Annotated in this window: 17 protein-coding genes and 1 tRNA gene; 13 read left to right on the forward strand and 5 right to left on the reverse strand. The window is 63.2% G+C overall.

Annotated features, from left to right (window positions below; genetic code table 11):
* The first annotated feature begins 116 nt into the window (after positions 1 to 116).
* The 5 genes from def to AC06E9_RS14460 all read left to right on the forward strand — a co-directional run bounded on the left by def (position 117) and on the right by AC06E9_RS14460 (position 6,158).
* Positions 117 to 629, forward strand: coding sequence for a peptide deformylase (gene def / locus AC06E9_RS14440; RefSeq protein WP_121040274.1), 513 nt, complete (start codon positions 117 to 119; stop codon positions 627 to 629).
* A 99-nt stretch (positions 630 to 728) separates the two neighbouring features.
* Complete coding sequence (gene fmt, locus AC06E9_RS14445) at positions 729 to 1,652, forward strand: methionyl-tRNA formyltransferase (protein ID WP_478056277.1); 924 nt, start codon at positions 729 to 731, stop codon at positions 1,650 to 1,652.
* A 1-nt stretch (position 1,653) separates the two neighbouring features.
* A complete protein-coding gene (gene rsmB, locus AC06E9_RS14450) occupies positions 1,654 to 2,997 on the forward strand; it encodes a 16S rRNA (cytosine(967)-C(5))-methyltransferase RsmB (RefSeq protein WP_121041282.1) in 1,344 nt (447 codons plus the stop codon).
* A gap of 26 nt (positions 2,998 to 3,023) precedes the next feature.
* Complete coding sequence (locus AC06E9_RS14455; protein WP_121040270.1) at positions 3,024 to 4,745, forward strand: ArnT family glycosyltransferase; 1,722 nt, start codon at positions 3,024 to 3,026, stop codon at positions 4,743 to 4,745.
* Between the two features lie 111 nt (positions 4,746 to 4,856).
* Entirely contained in the window at positions 4,857 to 6,158 is a 1,302-nt protein-coding gene (locus AC06E9_RS14460) for an O-antigen ligase family protein (RefSeq protein ID WP_121040268.1), read from the forward strand.
* Here the strand turns inward: AC06E9_RS14460 and AC06E9_RS14465 are convergent.
* Positions 6,143 to 6,961: a glycosyltransferase family 2 protein gene (locus tag AC06E9_RS14465; RefSeq protein ID WP_478056278.1), complete on the reverse strand. Its 819-nt coding sequence runs from the start codon at positions 6,959 to 6,961 to the stop codon at positions 6,143 to 6,145. The two genes, AC06E9_RS14460 and AC06E9_RS14465, sit on opposite strands and share 16 nt — an antisense overlap.
* Here AC06E9_RS14465 and AC06E9_RS14470 point away from each other — a divergent pair.
* Positions 6,960 to 8,018 carry a CDP-glycerol glycerophosphotransferase family protein gene (locus AC06E9_RS14470; RefSeq protein ID WP_478056279.1) on the forward strand — a complete coding sequence of 353 codons (1,059 nt, stop codon included), beginning with the start codon at positions 6,960 to 6,962 and terminating at the stop codon, positions 8,016 to 8,018. The two genes, AC06E9_RS14465 and AC06E9_RS14470, sit on opposite strands and share 2 nt — an antisense overlap.
* An 84-nt stretch (positions 8,019 to 8,102) precedes the next feature.
* Here AC06E9_RS14470 and AC06E9_RS14475 read toward each other — a convergent pair whose 3' ends face one another.
* The 4 genes from AC06E9_RS14475 to AC06E9_RS14490 all read right to left on the reverse strand — a co-directional run bounded on the left by AC06E9_RS14475 (position 8,103) and on the right by AC06E9_RS14490 (position 12,338).
* Complete coding sequence (locus AC06E9_RS14475; RefSeq protein ID WP_478056280.1) at positions 8,103 to 9,620, reverse strand: PH domain-containing protein; 1,518 nt, start codon at positions 9,618 to 9,620, stop codon at positions 8,103 to 8,105.
* Entirely contained in the window at positions 9,617 to 10,069 is a 453-nt protein-coding gene (locus AC06E9_RS14480) for a PH domain-containing protein (RefSeq protein WP_478056302.1), read from the reverse strand. Before AC06E9_RS14480 ends, AC06E9_RS14475 begins: the two co-directional genes overlap by 4 nt.
* 149 nt (positions 10,070 to 10,218) lie before the next feature.
* On the reverse strand, positions 10,219 to 11,352 hold the full coding sequence (ribA, locus tag AC06E9_RS14485; RefSeq protein ID WP_478050046.1) for a GTP cyclohydrolase II RibA: 1,134 nt from the start codon (positions 11,350 to 11,352) through the stop codon (positions 10,219 to 10,221).
* Between the two features lie 68 nt (positions 11,353 to 11,420).
* The gene (locus AC06E9_RS14490) at positions 11,421 to 12,338 is read right to left on the reverse strand and encodes a lauroyl acyltransferase (protein WP_478056281.1); all 918 of its coding nucleotides are present in this window, start codon (positions 12,336 to 12,338) and stop codon (positions 11,421 to 11,423) included.
* A gap of 86 nt (positions 12,339 to 12,424) precedes the next feature.
* Between AC06E9_RS14490 and dtd the strand changes: the two genes are divergently transcribed.
* From dtd to AC06E9_RS14525, 7 genes are all read left to right on the forward strand, one after another.
* Complete coding sequence (gene dtd, locus AC06E9_RS14495) at positions 12,425 to 12,865, forward strand: D-aminoacyl-tRNA deacylase (protein ID WP_121040254.1); 441 nt, start codon at positions 12,425 to 12,427, stop codon at positions 12,863 to 12,865.
* An 89-nt stretch (positions 12,866 to 12,954) separates the two neighbouring features.
* Positions 12,955 to 14,802: an RNA polymerase sigma factor RpoD gene (gene rpoD, locus AC06E9_RS14500; protein WP_152151059.1), complete on the forward strand. Its 1,848-nt coding sequence runs from the start codon at positions 12,955 to 12,957 to the stop codon at positions 14,800 to 14,802.
* Positions 14,803 to 15,117: 315 nt separating this feature from the next.
* Positions 15,118 to 16,518, forward strand: a complete 1,401-nt coding sequence (gene yjjJ, locus AC06E9_RS14505; RefSeq protein ID WP_478056282.1) for a type II toxin-antitoxin system HipA family toxin YjjJ — start codon at positions 15,118 to 15,120, stop codon at positions 16,516 to 16,518.
* A gap of 56 nt (positions 16,519 to 16,574) precedes the next feature.
* Positions 16,575 to 16,650: transfer RNA gene (locus AC06E9_RS14510), tRNA-Ile, on the forward strand.
* Between the two features lie 180 nt (positions 16,651 to 16,830).
* A complete protein-coding gene (locus AC06E9_RS14515; RefSeq protein ID WP_478056283.1) occupies positions 16,831 to 18,015 on the forward strand; it encodes a tyrosine-type recombinase/integrase in 1,185 nt (394 codons plus the stop codon).
* 954 nt (positions 18,016 to 18,969) lie between these two features.
* Entirely contained in the window at positions 18,970 to 23,928 is a 4,959-nt protein-coding gene (locus AC06E9_RS14520) for an AAA domain-containing protein (protein WP_478056284.1), read from the forward strand.
* Complete coding sequence (locus AC06E9_RS14525; RefSeq protein ID WP_478056285.1) at positions 23,921 to 25,525, forward strand: hypothetical protein; 1,605 nt, start codon at positions 23,921 to 23,923, stop codon at positions 25,523 to 25,525. The genes AC06E9_RS14520 and AC06E9_RS14525 overlap by 8 nt, the downstream gene beginning before the upstream one ends.
* Positions 25,526 to 25,801 lie beyond the last annotated feature (276 nt).

Consider the following 25,801-nt stretch of genomic DNA (forward strand, 5'->3'; position numbering starts at 1 on the left):
CCTGATTCCCCAACAGGTTCGCGCACTATAGTCCAGAAACCGGGGCGCGGGGCAAGCGTTGGCGATAGAATCGCCCTGTACGCCGCTTCGACCGGCGCCCCCTACCGGTATTTGCCATGGCCCTCCTGCCCATTCTCGAATTTCCCGATCCGCGCCTGCGTACCAAGGCTGCGTTGATCGATGCTGCTGACGTGACCACGCCGGCGTTCCAGACCCTGATCGATGACATGTTCCACACCATGTACGACGCCCCGGGCATCGGCCTGGCCGCCAGCCAGGTGGACGTGCACAAGCGCTTCATGGTGATCGACGTCAGTGAAGAGAAGGACACCCCGATGGTGTTCATCAATCCTGAGATCGTCGCCAACGAAGGCGGCCAGGTCTATCAGGAAGGCTGCCTGTCGGTGCCGGGCATCTTTGCCGACGTCACCCGCGCCAACCAGATCACCGTGCGTTACCTGGATCGCCACGGCGTGGCCCAGGAACTGACCACCGACGGCGTGCTCGCTGTCTGCGTGCAGCACGAGATGGACCACCTGGACGGCAAGCTGTTCATTGATTACCTCTCGCCGCTCAAGCGCGAGATGGTGCGCAAGAAGCTGGCCAAGCAGCGCAAGCACGTTGCCTGAGGTGATTGCAGCGACCGCCGCGCGGGATGACCGCGCGACGTGTCCTGTCGCGCGGCGCCGCACATCGGCGCCGTTTTACGTTCTGTTAGTGGGGTCGCCATGAAGATTGTCTTTGCCGGTACGCCGGCGTTCGCCGTGTCCTCGCTGCGTGCCGCAGCCCGTCACCATGAAGTGGTCGCGGTGTACACGCAGCCCGATCGTCCCGCTGGCCGTGGCCGTGGCCTGGCCCCCTCGCCGGTCAAGCTGGACGCGATCGCACGTGGCATCCCGGTGTTCCAGCCGGAGAGCCTCAAGACCCCCGAAGCCCAGCAGCAGCTGCGCGACCTGGCGCCGGACCTGATGGTGGTGGTGGCCTATGGGCTGATCCTGCCCAAGCCGGTGCTGACCATTCCAACCCACGGCTGCTGGAACGTGCACGCCTCGCTGCTGCCGCGTTGGCGCGGTGCCGCGCCGATCCAGCGTGCGATCCAGGCCGGCGATACCGAAACCGGTGTGTGCCTGATGCAGATGGACGCCGGGCTGGATACCGGCCCGGTGCTGCTCAAGCAGCACATCGCGATCGGCCCCAACGATACCGGCGGTCAGCTGCACGATCGTTTGGCCGCCCTGGGTGAGCAGGTGCTGTCCGATGGCCTGGGCCTGCTGCGGGCCGGCATCAAGCCGATCGCGCAGCCGCAGCCGGAGGCCGGCGTGACCTATGCGCACAAGCTGGACAAGGCCGAAGCCCGTCTGGACTGGGCGCAGGACGCCCACGTGCTGGCACGCACCGTACGCGCGTTCAATCCGTGGCCGATCGCCGAGGCGATGCTGGCCGGCGAACGCGTCCGCATCCATGGCGCGATCGCGCTGGAGGACAACCAGGGCAAGGCCCCGGGCACGCTGCTGGGCGCCTCGCGTGACGGCATCGACATCGCCTGCGGGCAGGGTGCGCTGCGCCTGCGCGTGCTGCAGCGTGAGGGCGGCAAGGCGATCACCGCCGCCGACTACCTCAATGCCCGTCGCGATCTCGGCGTGGGTGCCTGAGATGACCACCGCGCGTTCCGGCAAGCCTGCAGGCCCCTACACCGCCCATACCGCCCCCGGCGTGCCCACCCGCGTGCTGGCCGCGCGCGTGCTGGCCCAGGTGATCGGCCGCGGCCGTTCGCTCAAGGCCGAACTGGCCACCGCCTTGCCGACCCTGGACGACAGCCGCGACCGCGCGCTGCTGGAGGCGCTGTGCTTTGCCGTGCTGCGTCGCCGTGCCGCGTATGACGCTGCACTGGCGCAATGGATGCCGCGGCCGCTGAGCGTGCGCGAAGACGAACTGCGCGCGCTGCTGCTGGTCGGCTTCGCCCAGTTGGACGCACTGGAGCTGCCGGCGCACGCCGCGCTCTCGGCCACGGTCGACGCCGCGCGTGCGATGGGCCGTGATCGCCAGGCCGGCATGGTCAATGCACTGCTGCGCCGCGCCCAGCGCGAAGGCATTCCGCCGCTGCCTGCGCGCGATGCCTTCCCGCTGTGGATGGCCGAGAAGATCGAACAGGATTGGCCGGACGAGGCCGACGCGGTGTTCACCGCGAGCCTGCAGGCCGCGCCGCTGTGGCTGCGGGTCAACCGCCAGCACAGCAGTCGTGAGGCGATGCTGCAGCAGTTGGCGGCCGCCGGTATCGAGGCGGAGGCATCGAGCGTGGGTGCCGATGCGATCCGCCTGCCGGTGCCGGTCGCGGTCTCCGCGCTGCCCGGGTTCGCCGATGGCGCGCTGTCGGTGCAGGATCTGTCTGCCCAGCAGGTGGCCGATGCGCTGGCGCCGCGCCCGGGTTCGCGGGTGCTTGATGCCTGCGCCGCACCGGGCGGCAAGGCCGCCCATCTGCTGGAGCGCGATCCGACCCTGCAGCTGCTGGCGTTGGACATCGATGCGCGCCGGCTCAAGCGCATCAGCGAAACGTTCGCACGCACCGGCGTGGGCCAGAACGCGCAGGTGCTGGCGGGCGATGCGACCGATCCGGCCAGCTGGTGGGACGGGCAGCTGTTCGACACCATCCTGCTCGACGCCCCCTGTTCGGCCACCGGCATCATCCGCCGCCAGCCGGATGTGTTGGCGCATCGCCGCGCGACCGACATCGATGCACTCATCGCCCTGCAGGCGCGCCTGCTGGATGCGTGCTGGTCGATGCTCACCCCGGGCGGAACCCTGCTGTATGCGACATGCTCGATCCTGCGCGATGAAAACCAGTTCCAGGTCGAATCCTTCCTGCAGCGCACCCGGGATGCGGGCTTCCTGCCGCTGGGCGAGGCGTATGGCCACGACTCCTGGGCCGGGCGCCAGCGCCTGCCCGGTGAGGAAGGTGCTGACGGCTTCTTCTATGCGCGTCTGCTAAAGAAGGGTTGATCCGAACCCGGCTAGAATTCCGCCCCATGCTAAAAAACCGCGCATCCCGAGAGTTCTGGCTGCTTGCCCTGATGGCCCTGCTCGTTCTGGGGGCCGGCCTGGGCATGCGTGATCCGTGGCCGTCCGACGAGCCACGCTTTGCGCTGGTCGCCAAGCAGATGGTGGAGAGCGGCGACTGGCTGTTCCCGCATCGGGGCACCGAGCTGTATTCGGACAAGCCGCCGCTGCTGATGTGGTCGCAGGCCGCGCTGTACTCGCTGATCGGCGACTGGCGGGTGGCCTTCCTGCTGCCCTCGCTGCTGGCCGCGCTGGGCACCCTGGCCTGCGTCTATGACCTGGGCCGCCGCCTGTGGACACGGCGGGTCGGGCTGTACGCCGCCTGGGCGCTGCTGTTCGCGCTGCACTTCACTTTCCAGTCCAAGAAAGCCCAGATCGATCCGCTGGTGGTGTTCTTCATCACCCTGGCCAACTACGGCCTGCTGCGGCATCTGCTCAGTGGCCCTGCGTGGCGCTGGTGGTGGCTGGGCTGGTTCGCTGCCGGGCTGGGGGTGATCACCAAGGGCGTAGGCGTGATCGCGCTGCTGATGATCGTGCCGGCCGCCGTGGCCTCTGTGCTGGGCTGGCCGCGGGTCAAGCTGCATGTCCGCGACTGGCGGTTCTGGGCCGGGCCGCTGGCGTTCGCGCTGGCGATCGCCCTGTGGCTGGTGCCGATGGTGCTGACTGCGCTGGGCAGTGGGTCGGCCGAATATCGCGCCTACCTGGACGACATCCTGTTCCGGCAGACCGCCAAGCGCTACGCGCAATCCTGGGATCATCATCAGCCATGGTGGTATTTCCTGGGCACGATGCCGTCGATGTGGATCCCGGCCTTCCTGGCGATTCCCTGGGCGATCCCGGCCTGGCGCCGTCGCCTGCAGCGGCGTGATGCGCGCTACCTGCTGCCGCTGGTGTGGTGGTTGTTGATCGTGCTGTTCTTCTCGATCCCCAACGGCAAGCGTGACGTCTACATCCTGCCGGCGCTGCCGATGTTCTGCCTGGCGCTGGCACCGCTGCTGCCGGGGCTGCTGCGCAAGCGCGCCTTCCAGTGGCTGCTGGGCGGCTTCGTGGCGCTGCTGGCCGCCGGCCTGCTCGGCATCGGTATCTCGATGCTGGTCGGGCAGCCGGGGTTCGAGCGCAAACTGATCCTCGACCGCGGCATCGATACCGCCGTCACCTCCGGCCTGGGCTGGGTCGCGGTCGCGCTGGGCTGCTGGGCCGTGCTGACCCTGTGCATCGCCGGCGTACGCCGCTTCCATCTGGCGGTGGTGGCGACGCTGACCATGGCCTGGGTGGCGTTCGGGCTGATCGGCTACCCGCTGTTCAACGACTCCAGCTCGGCACGTGGCCTGATGCAGCAGGTCGGCCAGCGCATCGGCCCGAAGGCGGAACTCGGCTTGGTCGCGTGGAAGGAGCAGAACCTGCTGATGGCTGACCGTGAGGCCGCCACGTTCGGGTTCAACCGGCGCTGGGACCGGCAGCTCGCCGACGGGGTCGCCTGGCAGGCCGCCCAGCCCCAGCAGCGCTGGTTGCTGGTGCAGGAAGACGCGCTGCTGGCGTGCGTGGACCGCACCACTGCAGAGCTGGCCGGGGTCGCCAACCGCCGCCGTTGGTGGTTGGTAAGGCCCGGCGATATCCACGGTGCCTGCGTGGCCAGCGCCGAAGAACAAAAACGCGAACGCGCGCTGCACCGGATCGACGGCGATGAGTGAATTCTGCAATGCTGGCGGCCTGGTCGGGCAGGTGCGGCAGCTCCGTGGGCGCCGGTGGCGTCCAGTGCAATCACGGGCGTGCATGCCTGCGTGTGGCAATCGAGGTTGGCAATGACGTTCTCCGCTGCATCCGAGCCGACCACGCCCGTTTCCCTGCCGCCGCTGCAGGGGCGTGCCGGTGTGGCCCATTGGATCGCCACCGTGGGCCTGTTCTGCATGCCCGCGCTGGTGCTGACCCTGCCCCAGAACCTGCTGCCCTACGGCATCCTGTTGCTGCTGAGCACGCTGCTGGCGCCGGATTACCTGTGGCGCGCGCGGGGCCTGGCCGGGCGGCCGGTGAAGGCCCTCACCTGGCTGGTGGTGGCCGCGATTGCCTTTGCACTGCTCTCGATTTATCTGTTCGAGCAGGGCCTGCGCGACATCGACAACCGCTCACGGTTCGTGGTGATCCCCTGGATCGCCCTGTGGGTCTGTGCACTGCGGCCGGACATCCGCTGGCTGTGGGGCGGGGCGCTGGCCGGCCTGCTCGGTACCATGGTGCTGGCGATCCTGCAGGTGGCCGGCGGCGCGCCACGCGCTGATCTGAGCACCAACGCGATCGTACTGGCCGACATCGTGCTGGTGCTGATGGTGCTGCTGGTGTTCTGCCGGCCACACAAACGTTGGACCTGGGTGATCGTGGGCATGGTCGCCGGTTGCGTGACCATCGTGCTCAGCGGCAGCCGTGGCGTCTGGCTGGCGCTGCTGGCACTGCTGGTGGTGATGGCGATGAGCCTGCGCTGGCGTACCGGGCCTGCGCGGCTGGGTGTGCTGCTGGCCCTGGTGGCGATCGCCGGTACCTTGATCCTGACCATCCCGAGCCTGCGCGAGCAGGTCCGCCTGACCGAACTCAAGCACGACGTGGTGCGGATGGAGCGCGGAGACAGCGACTCCTCGGCCGGCGCGCGCGTGGAGCGATTGCAGGTGGCCTATGAGACCTTCCTCGATCATCCGCTGACCGGCGTGGGCATCGGCCATTTCGACAGCGCCATGCAGCGCCTGCCGGTGTGCCGGGATGATCCGGCCGAACAGCGCTGCCATCTGGGCCACGCGCACAATGACCTGGCCGAGTGGGCGGCGACGCAGGGCGTGCCGGGCCTGCTGTTGCTGCTGGCCATCTATGGTGTGCCGCTGTGGGTATTCACCGGCCTGCACCGGCGCAGCGGCGAACAGGCCTTCCGTGGCCCGGCCGCTGCCGGGATCATGGTGGTGGTGACCTATGTGCTGTGCGGGATCACCCAGTCGATGTTCGCGCACCAGATCACGGCCAGCTTCTACGTCACCATCGTCGGCCTGCTGGCCGGGCTGTCGATCGTCCAGGGCCATACCCGCCGGGTGGCGTTGGCACAGGCCAAAGCTCAGGCGCCTGGCTGATCCCGCGGCGGATCGGTCACCGGCTGCCCGTTCTGCAGCATCCACAACATGATGGTCTTCTGGCGCACGTAGTTGGCGCGCACATAGGCATAGACCAGGCCGTGCCAGCCATCGCGGAAGCCGCCGCGCAGCAGCAGCCCACGCCAGAACCGCCACGTCGGGGCCAGGATCAGCTTGGGCAGGGTGGCGCGCTTGCCCCGCGCGAACTCGTGCTCGGCCATCATCCGCGCGTAGCGCTGGGTCTTGAGCAGCTGCTGCTCCAGCGAACGGTAGGGGTAATGGATCAGGTCGCCGCGCAGGGTGCCCACCGCGCCATCGACGCTGGCCGCCTCATGGATCTCACGCTTGCCGCGCCAGCCGCCATGGCGGCGGTCGAACAGGCGCAGGACCCGGTCCGGGTAGGCGTTGCCATGCTTGAGGAACTTGCCGAAGTACTCGGAAAGCCGTGCGAACCGGTAGCCGTGGTGGCCGGCGAAACCGTTGGCCTGGGCGGACAGGATCGCCTCGCGCAGGGTCCCGCTGATGCGCTCGTCGGCGTCCAGGCACAGCACCCAGTCATGCGCGGCCTGCTCGACGCAGAACGCCTTCTGGCTGCGGAAGCCATCGAACGGGCGTTGCAGCACCCGCGCCCCGGCGGCTGTCGCGATCGCCACGGTGGCATCGGTGGAGTGCGAGTCCACCACGACGATTTCGTCGCAGAAGGCCAGCGAGGCCAGACAGTCGCCGATGCGGTCGGCTTCATTGAACGCGATAATGCAGGCCGAAATGCGAGGCCGTTCAGTGGGAGCGGTCGAGGAGGACATGATGGCCGAGTACCTGCTGTTTGCGACGGAGCGTTATGCGCTGCCCATTCTCGCCCCTCTGGCGCAGGCGTTGCACGCATCCGGTCAATCGGTGTCGGCCTGGTTCGCCGATGGCGCCGCTGGGGCGTCGCTGCCCGGCGTGCCCAATGTGGCCCTGAACGAGGCGCTGGCCCTGCGCCCGCGCGCGGTGTTCAGCGCCGCCAACTGGGTGCCGCCGTTCATCGCCGGGGCCAAGGTGCAGGTCTTCCACGGCTTCAACGTGCAGAAGCGCGACAGTGCCCGCGGCCACTTCCGGGTGCGCGGCCTGTTCGATCTGTATTGCACCCAGGGCCCGGCCACGACCACCCCGTTCCGCGAGCTGGCCGCGCGCGAGGGCCACTTCGCCGTGGCCGAGACCGGCTGGCCCAAGCTCGATCCGCTGTTCCGCGATGACGGCGGCCTGAGCGCGGGATTGCGCGTGCCGGCACAGGGCCGCCCGGTGATCCTGTTCGGCTCGACCTTCACCGAGCGGCTGAGCGCAGCGCCGCACCTGTACGAGCAGATCGCGGCCGATATCGCCCGCGGTGAGCATTACTGGCTGCTGACCCTGCACCCCAAGTGCGCCCCGGAGCTGTTCGACCGTTACCGCGCACTGGCCGGTGCGCATGCGCGCTTCATCGAGCCGGAACAGGTGATGGCCGCGCAGCGCGCCGCCGATGTGCTGGTCTCGGATACTTCCTCGATCGTCTCCGAGTTCATCGTCCAGCACAAACCGGTGGTGACCTTCCGCAACCGGGTTCCGCAGCCGCACATGATCGATTTCGACGATGCCACCCAACTGCCGGCGATGCTGGCCCAGGCGTTGGATCCCACCCCGGCGTTGATGGCCGAAATCCGTCGCTACGCTGATACCATCCATCCGTTCCGCGATGGGTATTCGGCCGAGCGGGTGATCGCGGCGACCGAGGATTTCCTGTCCGGTGAACTCGGCACGCTCAAGCGCAAACCGTTCGGTGCGTGGACGCGGGGCCTGCAGATCCGCAAGGAGCTCGGCTATTGGGGGCCGGCGAAGCGATAAGCCAGCGTTTGCGCCATCAGGTAGATCCACGCCATGCGTGGACGCATTTCACCAGGTAGATCCACGCCAGGCGTGGTTGCGCTCCTACCAGCGCAGGCGACGCTTCGCCAACGCACGGCCCAACCGCTCGTACACCGCACGCGCCTCCGCTTCCGGCAGGTATTGCAGCACCAGCGGCGTGCCCATGCCTGCGCCGGCGGTATCCAGCCACACGCTGGCCGTGCCCAGCCGGCGGTCCAGCGGCGAACGGGTCAGGCGCAGTGCCTGCAGCTTGTCCAGCTCGGCAAAGCGCCACCAGCGCTGCCACCAGCCGCCACGCACCGCGATGTAGTCGTCATCCAGGTGATAGCCGATGCGGGCCATCTGCCGGTGCGCGCGGAACGCCGACCACGGCAGCCATAGCAGCACCAGCGCCCCCCACGGCCCGCCGTACCAGATCGCCGCCGCCGTCAGCAGCGGAACGAGGCACAGTGCGCCCAGGCACAGCCGCCACCAGCCCCGCATCTGCACCGGCTGCCAGCGCGCCGGCGGCCACTGCAGGTGCGGCAGCAGATGCTGGACCAGCCCATCGCAGACGGCCGGCGTCGCCAGCGGCGCCAGCTCACGCAGGTCGCGGCGCTCGCCTTCGCCGGGGTTGCCGGCAGCAATATCGATACGCAGTTGCCGGCGCTGGAACCAGCGCTGCAGCGCGCTCTCGCGCAGCGTCCACGCCTGGATCCGGCGCCGCGCCACGCTGGTGCGCATGCGGGTCAGAAGCCCACTGGCCACGGTCAGCCGGCGCTCGTGCTCGCTGAGCCGGAAGCCGTAGTAACGCAGCAGCGCGAGCACCACCGACAATACCCGCAGCATGACCCAGAAGCCCGCCACGGCGAGCGCCGCGGCAATCGCCCACAGCCACATCCCGGGGTGCAGGTGGCTGGCATAACCAAAGGCCTGGCGGCCGCCGGCTTCGATGACATCGGAGACGCTGCCACGCGGGAACAACTGCACCATCGCGCCCAGCACTGCCACCACCACCACCCAGCCGCGGTTGGAGAGCAGGCCGATACGGACCACCTCGCCCGGGCTCAGGGCGAGCAGCACATCCTCGGTTGGTTCGGCCGCAGCGGCGTCGCCCTCGGCCGTGGCCGGCACTGCCTGGCCACGCTGGCGTACCAGGCGCTCCAGTGCGAGCGCCTGGTCGAGTTTGAGCACCCGCATTTCCGCTTCGGGGCGATGGCCACCGGCCGATTCCAGCTTCAGTTCGGCTACGCCGAACAGGCGGTGCAGCGGGTTCTGGTGGACCACCACGTTGTGGATGCGGGCGAAGGGAATCTCGCGGCGATTGCGCGCGAAAACCCCACTGCGCACCGTGATCGCGCTCGTGCCGATCCGGTAGCGATAGGTGAGGTACTGCAGCACCGAATACGCGACCAGCACGACCACGGCGATCACCGGGCCGAGTGACAGCCACAGCTCATCGCGGTCGCCGCGCTGGCCGAACACCACCAGTGCGATCAGCGGTACCAGGCCCTGGCGCAACTGCATCAGCAGCACGAACAGCCACGACCAGGGATGCAGCCGCTGCTCCGGCGCGGCATCAAGCGGCGGCGGGGTACTCACAGCGCGTCGTCGTCCTGGTCCAGCTGGTGCGCCAGGGTGTCGCGCAGGCGCTCGGCATCGGCGCTGTCCAGCCCACTGAGCGTGACCGCACTGAAGCGGCTGCCGGCGGTATGCACGACCAGCGTGCTCAACCCGGCGCTGCGTTCGATCGGCCCACGGCGAAGATCCAGATGCTGCACGCGCGAGGTGGGGACACGGGTTTCGTTCTGCCAGAGCAGGTCGCGGCGCAAGCCCAGGCCTTGGGCATCCAGCCGCCAATAGGTGCGGCGCTGGCGGCGGAACGCGAGAGCCGCACCGATCAGCGCGCCGAGCGCGACCATGCCGGCCGCGCCCCACCAGCGGCCCGGCAGATCAAAGACCACCCAGAGCGTGCCGAGCACGCCGCCGATCATCAGTGCGCCAGCGACCGCACCACCGAACGCGGCCAGCGAGGCCGAACGCAGCGGCATCGCCTGCCAGTCGGGGGCAGGCGGCAACGGCGGCGGCACGGGAGTGTCGAGAAGATCGGACAAGGCAGGGCGCTCGGCTGGGGAACGGGCCGGGCGCATGCGTACAGGTGCAACCGCCCGTGGCGCAGACGGTAGCAGGTTGCCGTGGGCTATTGCGCGGCCTGGATCAGTGCGTCGACATCGAGCAGATGGCCGGCGCGTTCGGCCTTGGTGCGCAGGTACTGTTCGTTCTCCGCGGTGATGTCGCCGGTGACCGGTATGCAGTCCACCACGTCGATGCCGGCATTGCGCAGGCGCTGGGCCTTGGTGGGATTGTTGCTGAGCAGCTGCACGCGGCTCACGCCCAGGCCCTGCAGCATCGCCACGGCACTGCCGTAGCGGCGCTCATCGGCACCGAAGCCGAGCTGGGCATCGGCGTCGATCGTGTCCAGGCCATCGTGCTGGTAGCCGTAGGCGCGCATCTTCGCGGCGATGCCGGTGCCGCGGCCTTCCTGGTCCAGGTACAGCAGCACGCCGCCGCCGAGCTCTTTGAGCTTGCGCAGGCCGCGCCGCAGCTGGTCGCCGCAGTCGCACTTGAGTGAACCGAACAGATCGCCGGTCAGGCAGGAGGAATGCACGCGAACCGGCACCACGGCGGACAGATCCGGGGTGCCCACGATGATCGCGACCTGGTCACGCTGGGCCACGCCACCGCGGAACACCGCGAATTCGGTCATGCCGACCTCGCGCAGCGGCACCGGCGAGCGGGCCACCAGCTCATACGCATGCGCGGCCTGTTCGGCGCCCTGGCTGAGATCGCACAGCGAGACCTGCGCGCAGTCGTCGAAGCGGCGGTCATCGGCGGCCAACAGCACGCCGACCATCGCCGGCAACAGCAGGCCGAGGCGGGCGATTTCCACCGCGCCGTCGTCCAGCGCTTCGCCACCGGTCCAGCCCGGGGGCATCGCACCGGGGTCGCGCAGGTAGCTGAGCGAGGGCAGGGCATCGAAATCGATGCCGGCCAGCGGCACGCGCGCGCCACGGTCGGCACTCACCCCGAGCACGCGGGCGCGGGTGGCGGTGAGGAACAGGTAGTGCCGGTCTTCCGCGGCCGCGGCAAAGGCGCTGAAGCTGGTGCGGGTGCTGCTGTCCAGCGCGATGAAGGCCAGGCGCTGGCCCTGGCCATCGTCGATCACCACCGGGCGGCCGGCACGCAGTTCGGCCACCGCGCGCTCGCAGCGGATCGCGGCCGGATCGCCGAACAGGGAAGAAGCAGGGGACATGTCAGGGGCCGTGGGGGACATCGTGGTTTCCACAGTGGGGACGGATCGCGGCGATTCAATCGCACCAAGGGCGCGACGCTGCGTCGCAGTCAGTGCGGATGGTCCTCGGTGGCATAGGGGTCGTCCTCGCCGCTCTGCGGTGGGCGCAGCGTATAGCGCTTGTAGGTCCACTGATACTGCGCCGGATCGCGCCGGGCGATGCGTTCGATGCCGGCATTGAGGGCGGTGGCCGCGGTGCGCGGGTCCGGATCGGCCACGGCAGGCGGGGTGGCCTCGATGTGCAGGGCGAACGCCATGCCCGGGCCGATCCGCTCGCACCAGCCGTACAGCACGGTCGCGCCGGTCCGCTCGGCCAGCCGGTTGACCAGGGTCATGGTCAGCGCCTCCACCCCGAAGAATGGCGCGAACACCCCGTCGCCGGCCTTGGGCTGCTGGTCGGGCAGGATGCCGGTGGCACCGCCGTCCTTGAGCACCTTGAACAACTGGCGCACGGCCGGGCCTTCGGCGCGGACCTGCTGGACGTTGTCGCCGCCGCGGACCAGCTGCAGGAAGGCATCGCCCACTGCTTCATCCGGGGCCTTGTAGACGATCGCGATCGGCCCGCGCGAGGCCAGCCACTGGTTGAGCAGCTCCCAGTTGCCGTAATGCGGGGCCGCCACGATCACGCCCTTGCCGGCGGCCAGGGCTGCGTCGTACAGCGCCTCGCCGTGGCGCTCGGTCAACCGCGCAAGATTGCGATCGCGTGGCTGGGTCCACAGGCGCAGGGTCTCGATGGCCTGCAGCGCGGTCGAGCGCAGCACCTCGCGGTGGAGCACGGTGCGCTCGGCCTCGTCCATTTCGGGGTAGGCCAGTTCGAGGTTGCGGCGGGTGACGCGGCTCTCACGGGCATTGAGACGGATCCACAGCCAGGCCAGGCCGCTGGCGAAGGCACGCAGCCAGGACCAGGGCAGGCGGGTGAACAGGGCAGCGGCGCGGTAGGCCAGGCGGGCAGTGGTGTGCGGTTTCATCACCGCAAAGTCTAGCCGCTGGCGACCAGCCTGTCGGCGCGCGGGCACGTTAAGGTAGTCCGCCTTCAGCTAGCGGAGCCTTGTCCATGCTTGTTCTGATCCAGCGCGTCAGCGAAGCCAGCGTCCGTGTCGATGAGGCCGTTGTCGGTCAGATCGGCCCCGGCCTGCTGGCCCTGGTGGGCATGGAGCCAGGTGATACCGAGGCCCAGATCGCCCGGATGGCCGATCGCCTGCTTGGTTATCGTGTCTTTGCCGATGAGACCGGAAAAATGAACCGGTCGCTGCGTGATACCGGCGGCGGAGTGCTGCTGGTCAGCCAATTCACCCTGGCGGCCGACACATCCAGCGGGATGCGGCCGGGCTTCAGTACCGCCGCGCCGCCGGCGGAGGCTGAACGCGGATTCAACCGACTGGTCGAGATCTGCAGGCAAAAACACGCCCCGGGGGTGGAAACCGGCCAGTTTGGTGCCCATATGGTTGTCAGCCTGGTCAACGATGGTCCCGTGACCTTCCTGCTCAGACCCTAGCCCCGGGACCACCGCCCGGGAACGCGGGGCGCCGGGCTGGTATAATGCTAGGTTCTATTCCCTCTCCCAGCCGGTGGCGCGAGCACTACATGGCCAACGAACGTCCTGCCCAGCAAAACGACATCAAGCTTCTGATCAGCAAGGGCCTGGAACAGGGCTACCTGACCTACGCCGAAGTCAATGACCATCTGCCCGACGACATCGTCGACCCGGAGCAGATCGAAGATATCATCGGCATGATCAACGGCATGGGCATTGATGTCCATGAAGTTGCGCCCGATGCAGAAACCCTGTTGCTCAACGATGGCAACACCGGCAACCGCGAAGTCGATGACACCGCGGCCGAAGAAGCCGCTGCCGCGCTGAGCGCGCTCGACACCGAAGGTGGCCGCACCACCGACCCGGTGCGCATGTACATGCGCGAAATGGGTACCGTCGAGCTGCTGACCCGCGAAGGCGAAATCGCCATCGCCAAGCGCATCGAAGAAGGTCTGGGCCAGGTCCAGGCCGCACTCGGCACCTTCCCGGTGTCGGTGGAATCGCTGCTGGCCGACTACGACGCGCACAAGGAAGGCAAGAAGCGCCTGGCCGAAGTGATCGTCGGCTTCAACGACCTGGTCGAAGAAGTCCCGGCCCCGGCCGTGGCCGAAGACACCAGCGACGACGCTGACGATGACGCCGATGAAGAAGATGACGGCGACGACGTCGAGGAAGAGGCCGGCCCGACCGGTCCGGATCCGGAAGAAGTCGCACGCCGCATGCAGGCCCTGAGCGATGCGTACACCGCGTTCAAGAAGGCCGCTGCCAAGGGCGACCGCAAGCCGCTGGTCAAGCTGCGCGACGACATGGCTGCCGTGTTCGTGACCCTGAAGCTGCCGTTGCCGCTGACCGATGTGCTGGTCAAGCAGCTGCGCGACGTCATGGCCTCGATCAAGTCCCACGAACGCCGCGTGCTGAACCTGGCGACCGTGACCGCGCGCATGCCGCGCAAGGACTTCATCCGCTCGTGGGAAGGCAACCAGACCAACCTGGAGTGGGTGGAAGACGCACTGAAGCGCAAGCAGAAGTGGTCCTCGGCCCTGCGTGACGTGAAGGATCAGATCATCGCCGAACAGCAGGCGACGATCGACATCGAGAAGACCACCTGGCTGGAACTGGACGAGCTGAAGGAAATCAGCCGCGCCATGGCCTACGGCGAAGCGCGTGCACGCAAGGCCAAGAAGGAAATGGTCGAAGCCAACCTGCGCCTGGTCATCTCGATCGCCAAGAAGTACACCAACCGCGGCCTGCAGTTCCTCGACCTCATCCAGGAAGGCAACATCGGCCTGATGAAGGCCGTGGACAAGTTCGAGTACCGCCGTGGTTACAAGTTCTCCACGTATGCGACCTGGTGGATCCGCCAGGCCATCACCCGTTCGATCGCCGATCAGGCGCGCACCATCCGTATCCCGGTGCACATGATCGAAACGATCAACAAGTTGAACCGCATTTCCCGTCAGATGCTCCAGCAGTATGGCCGCGAGGCTACGCCGGAGGAGCTGGCCAAGGAAATGGACATGCCGGAAGACAAGATCCGCAAGGTGATGAAGATCGCCAAGGAGCCGATCTCGATGGAAACCCCGATCGGCGACGACGAGGATTCCCATCTGGGCGACTTCATCGAGGACACCAACGTGGAGTCCCCGATCGAGAACACCACCAACATCAACTTGTCTGAAACCGTGCGCGACGTGCTGGCCGGCCTCACCCCGAGGGAAGCCAAGGTGCTGCGCATGCGCTTCGGCATCGATATGAACACCGACCACACCCTCGAGGAAGTGGGCAAGCAGTTCGACGTCACCCGCGAGCGTATCCGCCAGATCGAAGCGAAGGCGCTGCGCAAGCTGCGTCACCCGAGCCGGTCCGAGCAGCTGCGCAGCTTCCTGGATATCGATTGATCGATACCGGCGCATCGCGTTGAAACCCGACAGACCCCGCGCAAGCGGGGTTTGTTTTTTTGGGGCAGGTGGCGCCGCGTGGTGTACTCGAACTGGGCGGCGGCATAGCGAATGGAGCGGCTGTTCGACGGGGTTGGGATCGCTAGGCTGATTTGGTGATTTCGTTGCGTGTTTCGTAACTTAATTGCGAGATTTTTTCTCGGTGTTCTCCGGGGTGATGTTATTTCAATCAATGGCTTATAAGTTCAATGGGGTTGCGGTTCGCCGAAGATTGGCGTATAGATTCGTAACTTAACTCGTCCCGAAACTCAGGCCATGTCTCGTCCCCGTACCGTCCAGCTCCAGACGCTGTTCGACAACCTGCCTGCTGGCGAGGTCGTCTCAGCTGCCGATCTCGTCGATCGCCTGGGGGTTACCCGGACAACGTTGAGTCGTCTTGTCGCCGAGGCCGGGGACCGCCTGGTGCGACTTGGCCGCACCCGCGCCACGGCCTATGCCGTCCGCCAGCAGACCGCCGCGGGCAGCGAGTGGCCGCTGTTCCGGCTGGGGCCGGACGCCACCCTTGAAGAACTGGGCACGGTCGTGGCACTCACGGGCGAGACCTTCCACGTGGCGACCACCGCCGCACGCCCCAATCTGACCCGTTCGCCAGACGAGACCGTCGATGGCCACTTCCCGGGGCTGCCGTGGTACCTGGACGACCTGCGGCCACAGGGTTTTCTCGGGCGTACGTTCGCGCATCGTCGCGGGCGTGACCTGGGCGTCCCCGACGACCTCAATCGATGGCAATTGGGTGACACCCTCCAGGCGCTGGTACGTGCAGGCGGCACCGAGATCGGTGACCTCCTGCTGGGCGGCGATGCCGTGCAGATGGCGTTGCGCGCGCTTGATGCGCCTGGCGATCACGTCCTGGCGGGGCAGCGCGCACGTCGTTATCCCGAGCGCGCCGCAGCGGCACTGGAAGGCGAAGACGTCGGATCGTCGCCGGGTGGCGAGCAACCGAAGTTCACTGCCACGGTGGAGCATGAGGGAGGGCGCTATGCGGCGCTGGTGAAGTTCGCGCAGCCCACCGCAGGCGAGGCCGCCGAACGCTGGGCGGACCTGCTGGTCTGCGAGCACCTGGCCCTGCAGTGCCTGCGCGACGGGGGCGTGCCCGCAGCGGCCTCCGAGATCCTCCAGACCGACACGCATACGTTCCTGGAGGTGCAGCGCTTCGACCGCACCGCCGACGTGCTCGGCCGGCGCGGCTTCGTCTCGCTGCTGGCGCTGTCCTCGGCCTTCGTCGGTGACGTGACCGTGGACTGGGGGGCCGCCGCCGACGCGCTGCTGACGCAGGGCTGGATCGATCGCGACACGCAGGCCGCGATGGGAAGGCTGCACGCGTTCGGCCGGCTGATCGGCAACAGCGACATGCATCAGGGCAATCTGGGTTTCCACCTGGTCGACCGCGGCCCGCTGCCGTTGGCGCCCGCGTATGACATGTTGCCGATGTCACTGGCACCCTCGCGCACAGGGGTGCTGCGTGCGGCTACGCCGCTCGCCTCCATCGCGCCGGAGCGCAGCGGCCAGCTCGCGCATCTGCACTGGGCAGCGCCGCTGGCGGTGGACTACTGGCAACGTGTGGCCGGTTCAGCGCTGCTGCGCTCGGGCGTGCTGCGTGAGCTGGCGGCGGAGAATGCGCGTCGGGTGCAGGCGATGGGGCAGCGTTTTGGCTGATGTGAGGGTTGCAGTGGAAAGCGCCTACAGGCCTCCACTACACTGTGCGGCCGCAAGGGCCTATAGCTCAACGGTTAGAGCAGAGGACTCATAATCCTTTGGTTCCAGGTTCGAATCCTGGTGGGCCCACCATCTACTGATCCGGCTGCGTCCAGGCCGGTCCGGATACCCTAGCGAAATGGCTGTACTACGGGGATTTCTTGTCCAGTCGGGTCCGGTGGTGTGCACCCCCATCCAGCTGGAACGTGAGTAACGGTGCGAGTAAGATGGCCGGAAGGTCATCGCTTACTCACATACAGCTTACTCACAGCCATGTTGACGGACACCAAGCTGCGCAGCCTCAAACCTCAGAGCAAGGTCTATCGCCTCGCCGACGCCAATGGGCTGTGCGTCGAGGTGAGGCCTTCTGGAGCCAGGATCTGGCGCTATCGCTACCGGTTCGCCGGCAAGGCGAACATGCTGACCATCGGGGACTACCCGGCGGTTTCCTTGGCGGAAGCTCGCGCCGAGAGGGACAAGGCCCGGGCCCAGCTCAAAAAGGGCATGGACCCAGCGCTGGTGGTGAAGATCGAGCGGGCGGCGCAGGAGGAAGAGGCCGGCAATACCTTTGGCGCGCTTGCTGAGGAGCTGGTGACGCAACGGGCCAAGAAGCTGACCCCGGGGTCAGTCGTTCGGGAGCGCCGGATGCTGGAGCGCGATTTGGGGAGCATCGGTGATCTGCCCGTTCGGAGCGTGACTGCGCCAATCCTGCTCAAGGCCCTCCGGAAGATCGAGGCCCGTGGAGCAGTCGAGACGGCACATCGGGCTCGCGCCGCCGCGGGCATGGTTTTTCGCTATGCCATTGCCACCGGCCGGGCCGAGAACAACCCGGCCCTAAGTCTTGCCGGTGCATTGACCCCTACGAAAACAAAGCACTTCTCCAGTCTGACTGAGCCAGAGGAGGTGGCGAAGCTCCTCAAGGCGATCTACGGCTACGAAGGGTCGCCGATCGTGTCCGCTGCGCTCAAACTCTCGGCGCTCCTCTTCGTCAGGCCGGGCGAGCTCCGTGCCGCGCGCTGGGAGGATATCGACCTGGATGCGGCTGAGTGGCGTTACATCACCAGCAAGACCCAGACCCAGCACATCGTTCCCTTGGCTGGGCAGGTAGTCGAACTCCTGGAAGATGTCCGACCCTATGCAAGGAAAAGCCAGTACGTCTTTCCGAGCGTGCGGAGCGTCCAGAAGCCAATCAGTGAGAACACGATCAACGCCGCTCTACGGAACCTCGGGTTCGACGGCACGATGATGACTGCCCATGGCTTTCGGGCCATGGCGCGAACGATACTGGACGAGGTGCTTGGGTTTAGGCCGGACTTCATCGAGCATCAACTCGCCCATGCGGTGCGGGATCCGCTGGGGCGGGCGTACAACAGGACTACCCATCTGGAAGAGCGCAAGAAGATGATGCAGGCTTGGGCGAACTACCTGGACGAGCTAAGGCATAGCAGTAGTGGGTAGTCCGCGGATGAGTTCATGCATCGTCGATCCATGGGCTCAGTGAGCGTAGAGTCAGTCCGATGCCAAGCGACTGCTCCCGACCCAAAGCGGCCGTTCCAGAGCGCTTCTCCGAGCGGATGGGGCGTATTGCCTAGCTCCGAGACACCTAGCAGCGGATCAGAGCGCCTGGCTAGATACCCAAAGAGCGCACAGATCAGCCCAATAAAGTTAAAACTGGACGTGATCACTCACGAAGAGGCGGTGGCGTGGGTACAGCCCATATCAGGCCTGTCGAACGAGCAGCAGTTGTGCTGCATCGTTTTTAAAAATCAGCGAGAAAGCGCCAAATCGCTTGAATTTGAGGAAATCTGACAATCTGATTCTGCTGGACTACCTAGAAGTTTCTTTATTCTTCGGGGAAAACGCATGGTCAAGTTGCTTTTTGATGCCCCGTCGGCCTGAAGGACTCTTCGAACCGGTGAAGTAGCATGAAAGCATGGACGCCGAGGCTTCGGGCACAGTCACCGAAATTGCCCCTTCAGACCTAGTAAAACTCCGGGAAGATCCTACTAACGAGGACGCACGAGCGGTCCACTTTGCGAAGCGAAGCAGACTTGAACCCGCAGGGCATCTACCACCAAAAGAAATGGTTGCGATGGCTTTTCCGGCTTGTGTAGTACAAATGATATCCAAGAGGCGGCGGACACCAGGGTGATAGCACTCGCACCAGTTCACTCGATTCGACATGAGGCGCAAACTTGTGTACGGAAAGGATTGCGAGGCCGCCACGATATGGTAGCTGGCGTTGAGGATGAACTGCCCTTCGAACCGCACGCTCTGCTCTCGCCCGTCTCGCTCTAGTTTCCACGATCTTGATGCAGCGATGTCTGACCCGCCCGCGCGGCGCCTTCGGCGTCGTATCATATCCCGATGGCCGCCTCTGGGTGAGGCTTGTCGTATTAATGAGGGGGACTCATGGACATAAAGATTCTTGGGGGCAACGGACTGCACGCTAGCGAAGTTCGAGCGGTCAAGCGGATGCAGGATTCGTTGAGGCAAAGCTGGTTTGGCTACGCGAGTCTGCTCGTTGTTGATGACGAGGGGTCCATGGACGTAGATACGATGATCATAACGCATGACCGTCTATTGCTTGTGGAGCTCAAGGAATGGACCGGTAAGCTTGAGAGCAGTGACAGCCGCTGGTTCCTCAATGGTTACCCAAGAGGGAAGAGTCCCTATGAGATAAAGCGTGTCCATGCGATTCGGATTAGCAGGCTGCTAGAAAGGGAGCTTAAACACAAGCTCGGATATGTCCCCAGAGTCGAAGCTCACGTCGTGTTGTGCGGGACAGCCGGTCCAGAAAATCTTTCCACAACGGAACGTCGATTCGTTCACACGCTTGATGAGTTTCTCAAAGTAGCTGGAGCCAACGATTACGCAAGGATTGTTTCTGAGGCGCCGCAACCTTACACGGATCTGTTTGATCGCCGCGGGAAGCCGCGTCCAAATAGTGCTACTTGTCGGCCCATCCTCGAACAGTTCTTTACCGGAAGCCGAGTCAGGCCAAAGGAATTTTCCTATCACAATTACACTGCCGAACCTACCCCTTGGTTTCGGCACAAGCTCGGCTTGTTCGCAGAATTCAAAGGTCATCATCAGGAAATTTCGAATGATCTGGCGCTGATGAGGCGCTGGAACATGTCGTCGCTCGGCGTCGGGAATGCGACGCAAGAACAGTGGGCAAAAGTCGCTCTTCGCGAAAATAGAGTGTTCGCGCTCGCAAAGTCTCATGAGAGAGGGCTGGAAGAATATCTACTTCGCCCGCTGGTTCCGCTCAGCACAAATGACGTTACTGACGACTTTACAGAGCTTTACGAGCTCAGGAGAACCTTTAGCCGCCTGGATGAGCACCTAAGCAAATTGGGACCGGCTCATGATCCCCAGTCACGCTTGGATCTGGTCAGGGCTCTCTTGGTTCCATTTTCAGAGTTGCACGCCCTAGGTGTTGCACATCGTGATATCGACCTCCACAACTTGTGGCACGCATCAGATCATCGAAGTGTGGTTATCTCTGGTCTCGCTGCTGCTTTTTTCCCAGAACGTGGAACGGTTAACGAGGTTCGAGACCTTCTGCAGGGTTCGCATGTCCGGTTGCCGGAAGAGGCAATGGGCGTAGAGGGAGAGATTTACGACGCCTTTAGACAAGACGTGTTCATGCTCGCCGCCGCTGCGTATCGAATTCTATTCCCTGAGTCGGACCTTCCGCGCGACGAGCAAGGAATCTGGCTATGGGTCCCACCGAAACAAGATCCATATGACGGCGCCCTAAGCGCTTGGCTTGAGCGCGCCCTCTACTGGGGGCCGGCTGATCGCTTTGAAAATGCTGCCGCAATGTTGGCGGCTCTTAACGAGTGCAATAAGCCACCGACTGTGAGCAAAGAGGAGGCAATCAATACCTGGAACGAGATATCGGATGGAGACTTCATAAAGCGGGGATGGGGCCAGTATCAAATATTTATGCACTTCCCGCCAAACCAGGGCGAGAACCCCGGGTCGGGACAGGTGATCAGGTACAGATCCACAGTTGACCATGGGCCCGTACTGGTCAAGCTTTGGTTGCAGGTCGCCCCGAACGCCAGCACGCATGGACTAAATCGGCGTGTGGCGGCATTCCGATCCAAGGCCGAAAAAGTCAGGTCACGTGAAACCTCGACCCCACATCTTGTCGACTTCGGCTTGCTAGAGTCGGGAGGCCTACTTGTCGTAACCAGAATTGAACCGGGTAAAGAGTGGCAGGAAGCTATCGCAGAAGCGGATATCCAATCGCGCAGACGGATCGCTGCGGCCCTGATCCAGAGCGTGTCGGCATTGCACGACCAACAGTTGAGCCACGGTGACATTCACCCTGGAAATCTGCTCGTGCAATTTCCGGAGATGCCAGAGGCAAGCTCAGAAAGGGTTCTACTTCTAGATTTTCTCGATTTTGGGGAGAGGACTCAACCCTTTAATGTCGAATATGGCCCATTAAATCCTGCATCAACCGATGGGTTCGGTCGAGATCGCTTTGCGGTCTACAAGCTTGTTGAAGAGCTCCTTGTCGACGAATCTGACACGCAATTAAAACAAGAGCTAGAGGTCGGCCGTAGCCAACCACAGGGTGTCCCCGTATCGCTATCACCGTTGCAGGTCGAGATTCGACGGCTCATCGAAAGCAAATCCGAATCGTTCGAAGCGCCGGCACCGATCATTGTCCCTTGGAATAGGCTTTCGTTTGGTGGGTCAGAGTTCACGCTCGAGTTCGACGGCGGAAGTTACCACTTTAATTGCAAGTGGGATAAGCATAACGATACCTTGCTGATCTGCTATGTAACAGGCCTTAACGGCGCAATCACGTTTGTTATTGATCCTGAGCAACGTCAGCTTCGGAATGTTAGATTGGTAAATCCAATTCCGCTCAGTGCGCTCGTGTCAGCCAGCAGTAAGTCCTCCGCTAGCATTGAACGCTCAATCGCGCTTATCAAGTCGAACGAACACGGGACAGGGATTCAAGATCTCCTTGACCTAATCCTGGGCTTGGATCCCGTTCTATCGTTGCTTGAAGCGAAATTCGCCCCCTTGAACAATGAGGCGGAAAGTCTGGAGGACGCGGGCATCCAAATTAAAGATATTTGGCGAGCTCTGATGAACACTGAAGAAGAGAGCCTCCTCGAAGTCGAAGTAACCGGTGCCATCCAAGAAAACGCAGTAGGCCTAATGCGTATTCCATACCAGGCGGCGAACGGTGCCGCATTGGATTTCGGCTCGGATGATCGCGTCTTCGTTAGCCTGAAGAATGACGACAGCAGCTTTGCAATTCTGGACATTCTCCAAACCAGCCAAGATGAGCTTGTGATCGATGTCACTAGAATGGATGCACGCAAGCGCGTTATACCTGGCGCGCTGCTAAAGCTCGAATCCTTGCAGAGCAAAGCCTCTCGAGACAGAAAATCCAAAGCAATGGAGCGCGTGCTAGAGCACGCCTCGGCAATTCCCGATCTCCTGAAGTACTTTGACCCTATCGCCTCACCATCGATCTTTCCTATGGCCCCTCGACCCACTGCGGAGCGAATTAGACAGCTATACAGTGACGAAGAGACAAGCCTCAATGAGCGGCAAGTCGAGGCCTTTCAACAACTAATTGAGCAGGGACCCGTTGGCGTTCTTCAGGGGCCACCAGGCACCGGAAAGACCACTTTCGTTGGGGCGTTCATCCACTACCTCTTTAGCGAAATCGGCGTTAGAAACGTACTGCTGGTCGGGCAGTCTCACACGGCTGTTGACGCAGTAGCTACGAAGGCTCGAGCAATGTGCCAGAGGCACATTTTTCCGCTCAGCGTAGTTCGAATGGGACAAGAGCGAATGCTCGCCACACCAATGTTGGATGCCCACTCGCGGGCGATCCAGCGTCAAATGCGACATTCTTTCCATCGCGAGTACGAGCATCGTATCGCGGTCTTTTCAGAGCGCCTTGGCATACCGAATAAGCTTTCGGCCGAGTTAGCTTCTCTGCACCGAACGCTAGATGGACTTGTCTCATCAACTGCTAGATACGAAGCTGAATTGAACTTGGCTAAGTCAGAGACAGCAAGCGGTGATCTTCGCGAACGTATTCCGGAGCTGGAGTCTCAGCTTGACGAGGTCCGAGAGCTCACTTCCAAAATTATTAAAAATCGATTCCCTGACGAGGCATCGGCTCTTCTGAATTCCGAGAACCTATGGGAGAGCACCATCAAACTGGTTGCGTCTAGCCACGGGGTCAATAATCCAGTAGCTCTCTCCCGCCTAAAAATTTTGCTTTCACTTAGCCAGGAATGGCTTTCGGTTCTACACGCAGGTCAGGCCAACTACGACCAATTCCTCGTGCAGACGAGGCAATTGGTCTGCGGCACTTTGGTCGGCATGGGACAGAAGCAACTCGGTGTAGCCGATGTCGAATTCGATTGGGTGATTGTTGACGAAGCTGCCCGCGCACAGGCGAGTGAGCTGATGATCCCACTTCAGTCTGGCCGTAGGGTTTTGTTGGTAGGTGACCACAGGCAGTTGCCTCCGGTCTACGAACCATCTCACCTTCGCGCGGCTTCCAAGTCTTTGGGAATCTCGCCGGACTCACTTAGACAGACCGACTTTGAGCGCGCATTCCGGGTTACTCGCGGAGTTACCCTCAATACGCAATATCGAATGGTCGAGCCCATTAGCGACCTTGTATCCGACTGTTTCTATAAAGATGACGGCGTCCAGCTGAGCACCGGCCGCGGCGAGTCGCAAGCTTGGTGTGAGCATCTTGCCTTTCCTTGGAAGTCTCCTGTTACTTGGATCGATAGTGGAGCTGGACCAGACTCAACCGGCGAAAGAGATCCAAGTAATCAAGGGAAATACGTAAATCACCACGAGGCCCGCCTCGTGCTTCGGCTCCTACAGCGCCTCGCCTCGCCGGAAAAGGCGGCGATGCTAAAGAACATTCAGTCGTCACACCACCCAATTGGCGTGATCACGATGTATAGCGCCCAGAAGGCACTGCTTGAAAAAGAGCTCAGCAAAGCCGAGTGGGCCTCATCGATTCGTAGCTTGATCAGAATCGATACAGTAGACAGCTATCAGGGGCAAGAAAACCCATTCATCATCTTGAGTCTTGTTCGAGACAATATCAGTGAGTCACAGGGTTTCATGTGGGAGCCGTCGCGAATTAATGTTTCGCTTTCCCGAGCTCAGGAGCGCCTTGCGATCGTAGGTGCAGCTCGGATGTGGCGAAATCGAAACAAACAAGGTCCGTTGGGGCGCGTGCTTAGTTTTATCGAGGAGAAGGTTGCACTGCGGCATCCGGGATATGCGATCGTGACGGATTTGCCAGAATTTGACTTCCAACAAGCCGTCCCTGAGGAGACTGAAAATGCTTGACGAAGAAGTTTATGCCAGCGAGATGGAAGGTGTTGGCAAGCGCCGACTGGCAAATGTCATTTCCGTACTGCTGCCGGCAAGGGAGTACCGGCTGGAATGTTCATGGACCACCGAAAGGCCCCTTCCAGCCATTGAGGAGTTCGCTTGCAGATTGATCCTCATGATGGAGAGCGCCAGCCCTGGTGAGCTTCAAGCTTACTTTGGATTGTCCAAGCTGGAGACGGATGGTTTGGTTGGCAGCCTTGCAAGAAACAGGCTGGTAGACGTTGCGGACGACGGCGTACTTCTCCCATCTGCAATTCTCCGCGCGAAGCAGATTGCTATAGGAGAGGTTCCTACGTTTACAACTTTCGAAACCCGAGAGGAAGACGCAGTATTTGACCTGCTAGCTCTTCAGCTTGTCCCGCGTCGTAGTTACAGTAATTCGAGGTTTGGTCTGCCGGAGGTCCCAATGCCGGAGCTAGCGAAGTCAGTCGCTCCGGACCGCATAGCCGAGGCATTCAGCGAGCAGTCTCGAGCGTTCTTGGAATTCTCGCGTGGCCGCACAAAGGAAAACTTCAAGACGCACCTGTACAAGGTGGCCCGCTGCCGCCCCATGCGTACCTTACAGGTGCCTGTAGACATGGAGATTTCGCTTGATGTGGGCGCCACAGGCGACTTGAACGTACACCGAGACGCTGTGGAACGCTTAGGAGAAAATCGTAAGCGACCACTTTCGATTGAGCTTGAGTCCAAGGTGGCGGACTACCTCGCTAGCGAGAGCCTGCCGAAGGCCACCACGTCCTTCTCAGACTTTTGCGCCTTAGTTGAGGACGAGGTTCTCGCTCGGTATGTGCGAGAAGACGAATTCGACCTTTCTAAGTGGTTAAGGGACCGAGACGCGAACAAGACTGGCTATGGGTCACAACTGACCAGAGGCCTCCTGGGGCCGATTTACCTCGTCGGAAACCGAACGACACTTATCAATATGCTGCGATCGGAGGAGCATGAAGAGGAGCATGAGGAGGAGCGGTCCAGCATCGCGCACTGGTTGCCTGCTGATGTCCCATTCTGGGCGGCGAACAATACTGAACTAGTCGAATTTGTCGCAAAATTCCAGAAGGCCCTTGATCGAAGAGATGGAGGTCGACTGGTCACGTGCTTTAAAGGTGAGGGCACTTCAGAGGAGCGTTGGCTTAAGAAGAAATTTCACTCCAGGTTGCCTCATGCTGTTATGTTTACCGGCGGAATTCAACTGGATAGATTCGAATTGCTCGTGGTGCCCGAGCGTTTTGCTGTTGCTCAGTACCACGTTCAACCAAGCAAGATGAGTGCGGTGACCCTTCCGATTGGTTACGCAACCACGGACCCCGATCGAGTGGACAGAATCACCAGGCTACTCGCACAGCGGCTCGCATCAACAGTTAGCCCGTCTATTTCATGGTCGACCGATTCGCAGCACGTCCAGAGTCTGATCGATTTCAATTTGCTAGGAATTGCTGAGGTGGCACGTCCGAAGCCCTCGGAAACGGCTAGGGAAAGTGGCGCAACACACATAGCATTGACTGAGAAGCCCCGCCCCAAAATATACATCAAACGATCAAAGTTTTACTCTTGACGAGCGCTCATTCGTCTCTTGATTCAACCAGTCTTTTCGTAACTGAAAGCGAAAAACACGTGGGTTGAGCAGGCGACATCATGAGATAACACGTCACCATCGGTGATGTCCTCTGACCTACCCACACTGAGCCGTAATCTGGCAGGGGACGTCACTGACTGATCGCTACCAATCTGATGTCCGCTTATGGCCGGAACCGGCCCTTGGTCAATGACGGTTAGCGACCCGAAATGGACGTCGGGAGGCCAGCACTTGAAGCGATCAAACCCGGAATAG

The sequence above is a fragment of the Stenotrophomonas sp. Steno-Z10-BAI genome (genome assembly GCF_056393115.1).

What these genes read in the sequence shown, in the direction of transcription:
- fmt (WP_478056277.1), top strand. Translation starts at nt 729, where the DNA reads ATGAAGATTGTCTTTGCCGGTACGCCGGCGTTCGCCGTGTCCTCGCTG.
- AC06E9_RS14460 (WP_121040268.1), top strand. Translation starts at nt 4,857, where the DNA reads ATGACGTTCTCCGCTGCATCCGAGCCGACCACGCCCGTTTCCCTGCCG.
- AC06E9_RS14480 (WP_478056302.1), bottom strand. Translation starts at nt 10,069, where the DNA reads ATGCCGCTGCGTTCGGCCTCGCTGGCCGCGTTCGGTGGTGCGGTCGCT.
- AC06E9_RS14520 (WP_478056284.1), top strand. Translation starts at nt 18,970, where the DNA reads ATGGACATAAAGATTCTTGGGGGCAACGGACTGCACGCTAGCGAAGTT.
- AC06E9_RS14470 (WP_478056279.1), top strand. Translation starts at nt 6,960, where the DNA reads ATGATGGCCGAGTACCTGCTGTTTGCGACGGAGCGTTATGCGCTGCCC.
- AC06E9_RS14465 (WP_478056278.1), bottom strand. Translation starts at nt 6,961, where the DNA reads ATGTCCTCCTCGACCGCTCCCACTGAACGGCCTCGCATTTCGGCCTGC.
- ribA (WP_478050046.1), bottom strand. Translation starts at nt 11,352, where the DNA reads ATGTCCCCCACGGCCCCTGACATGTCCCCTGCTTCTTCCCTGTTCGGC.
- AC06E9_RS14525 (WP_478056285.1), top strand. Translation starts at nt 23,921, where the DNA reads ATGCTTGACGAAGAAGTTTATGCCAGCGAGATGGAAGGTGTTGGCAAG.
- yjjJ (WP_478056282.1), top strand. Translation starts at nt 15,118, where the DNA reads ATGTCTCGTCCCCGTACCGTCCAGCTCCAGACGCTGTTCGACAACCTG.
- rpoD (WP_152151059.1), top strand. Translation starts at nt 12,955, where the DNA reads ATGGCCAACGAACGTCCTGCCCAGCAAAACGACATCAAGCTTCTGATC.
- def (WP_121040274.1), top strand. Translation starts at nt 117, where the DNA reads ATGGCCCTCCTGCCCATTCTCGAATTTCCCGATCCGCGCCTGCGTACC.
- AC06E9_RS14515 (WP_478056283.1), top strand. Translation starts at nt 16,831, where the DNA reads ATGTTGACGGACACCAAGCTGCGCAGCCTCAAACCTCAGAGCAAGGTC.
- rsmB (WP_121041282.1), top strand. Translation starts at nt 1,654, where the DNA reads ATGACCACCGCGCGTTCCGGCAAGCCTGCAGGCCCCTACACCGCCCAT.
- AC06E9_RS14490 (WP_478056281.1), bottom strand. Translation starts at nt 12,338, where the DNA reads ATGAAACCGCACACCACTGCCCGCCTGGCCTACCGCGCCGCTGCCCTG.
- dtd (WP_121040254.1), top strand. Translation starts at nt 12,425, where the DNA reads ATGCTTGTTCTGATCCAGCGCGTCAGCGAAGCCAGCGTCCGTGTCGAT.
- AC06E9_RS14455 (WP_121040270.1), top strand. Translation starts at nt 3,024, where the DNA reads ATGCTAAAAAACCGCGCATCCCGAGAGTTCTGGCTGCTTGCCCTGATG.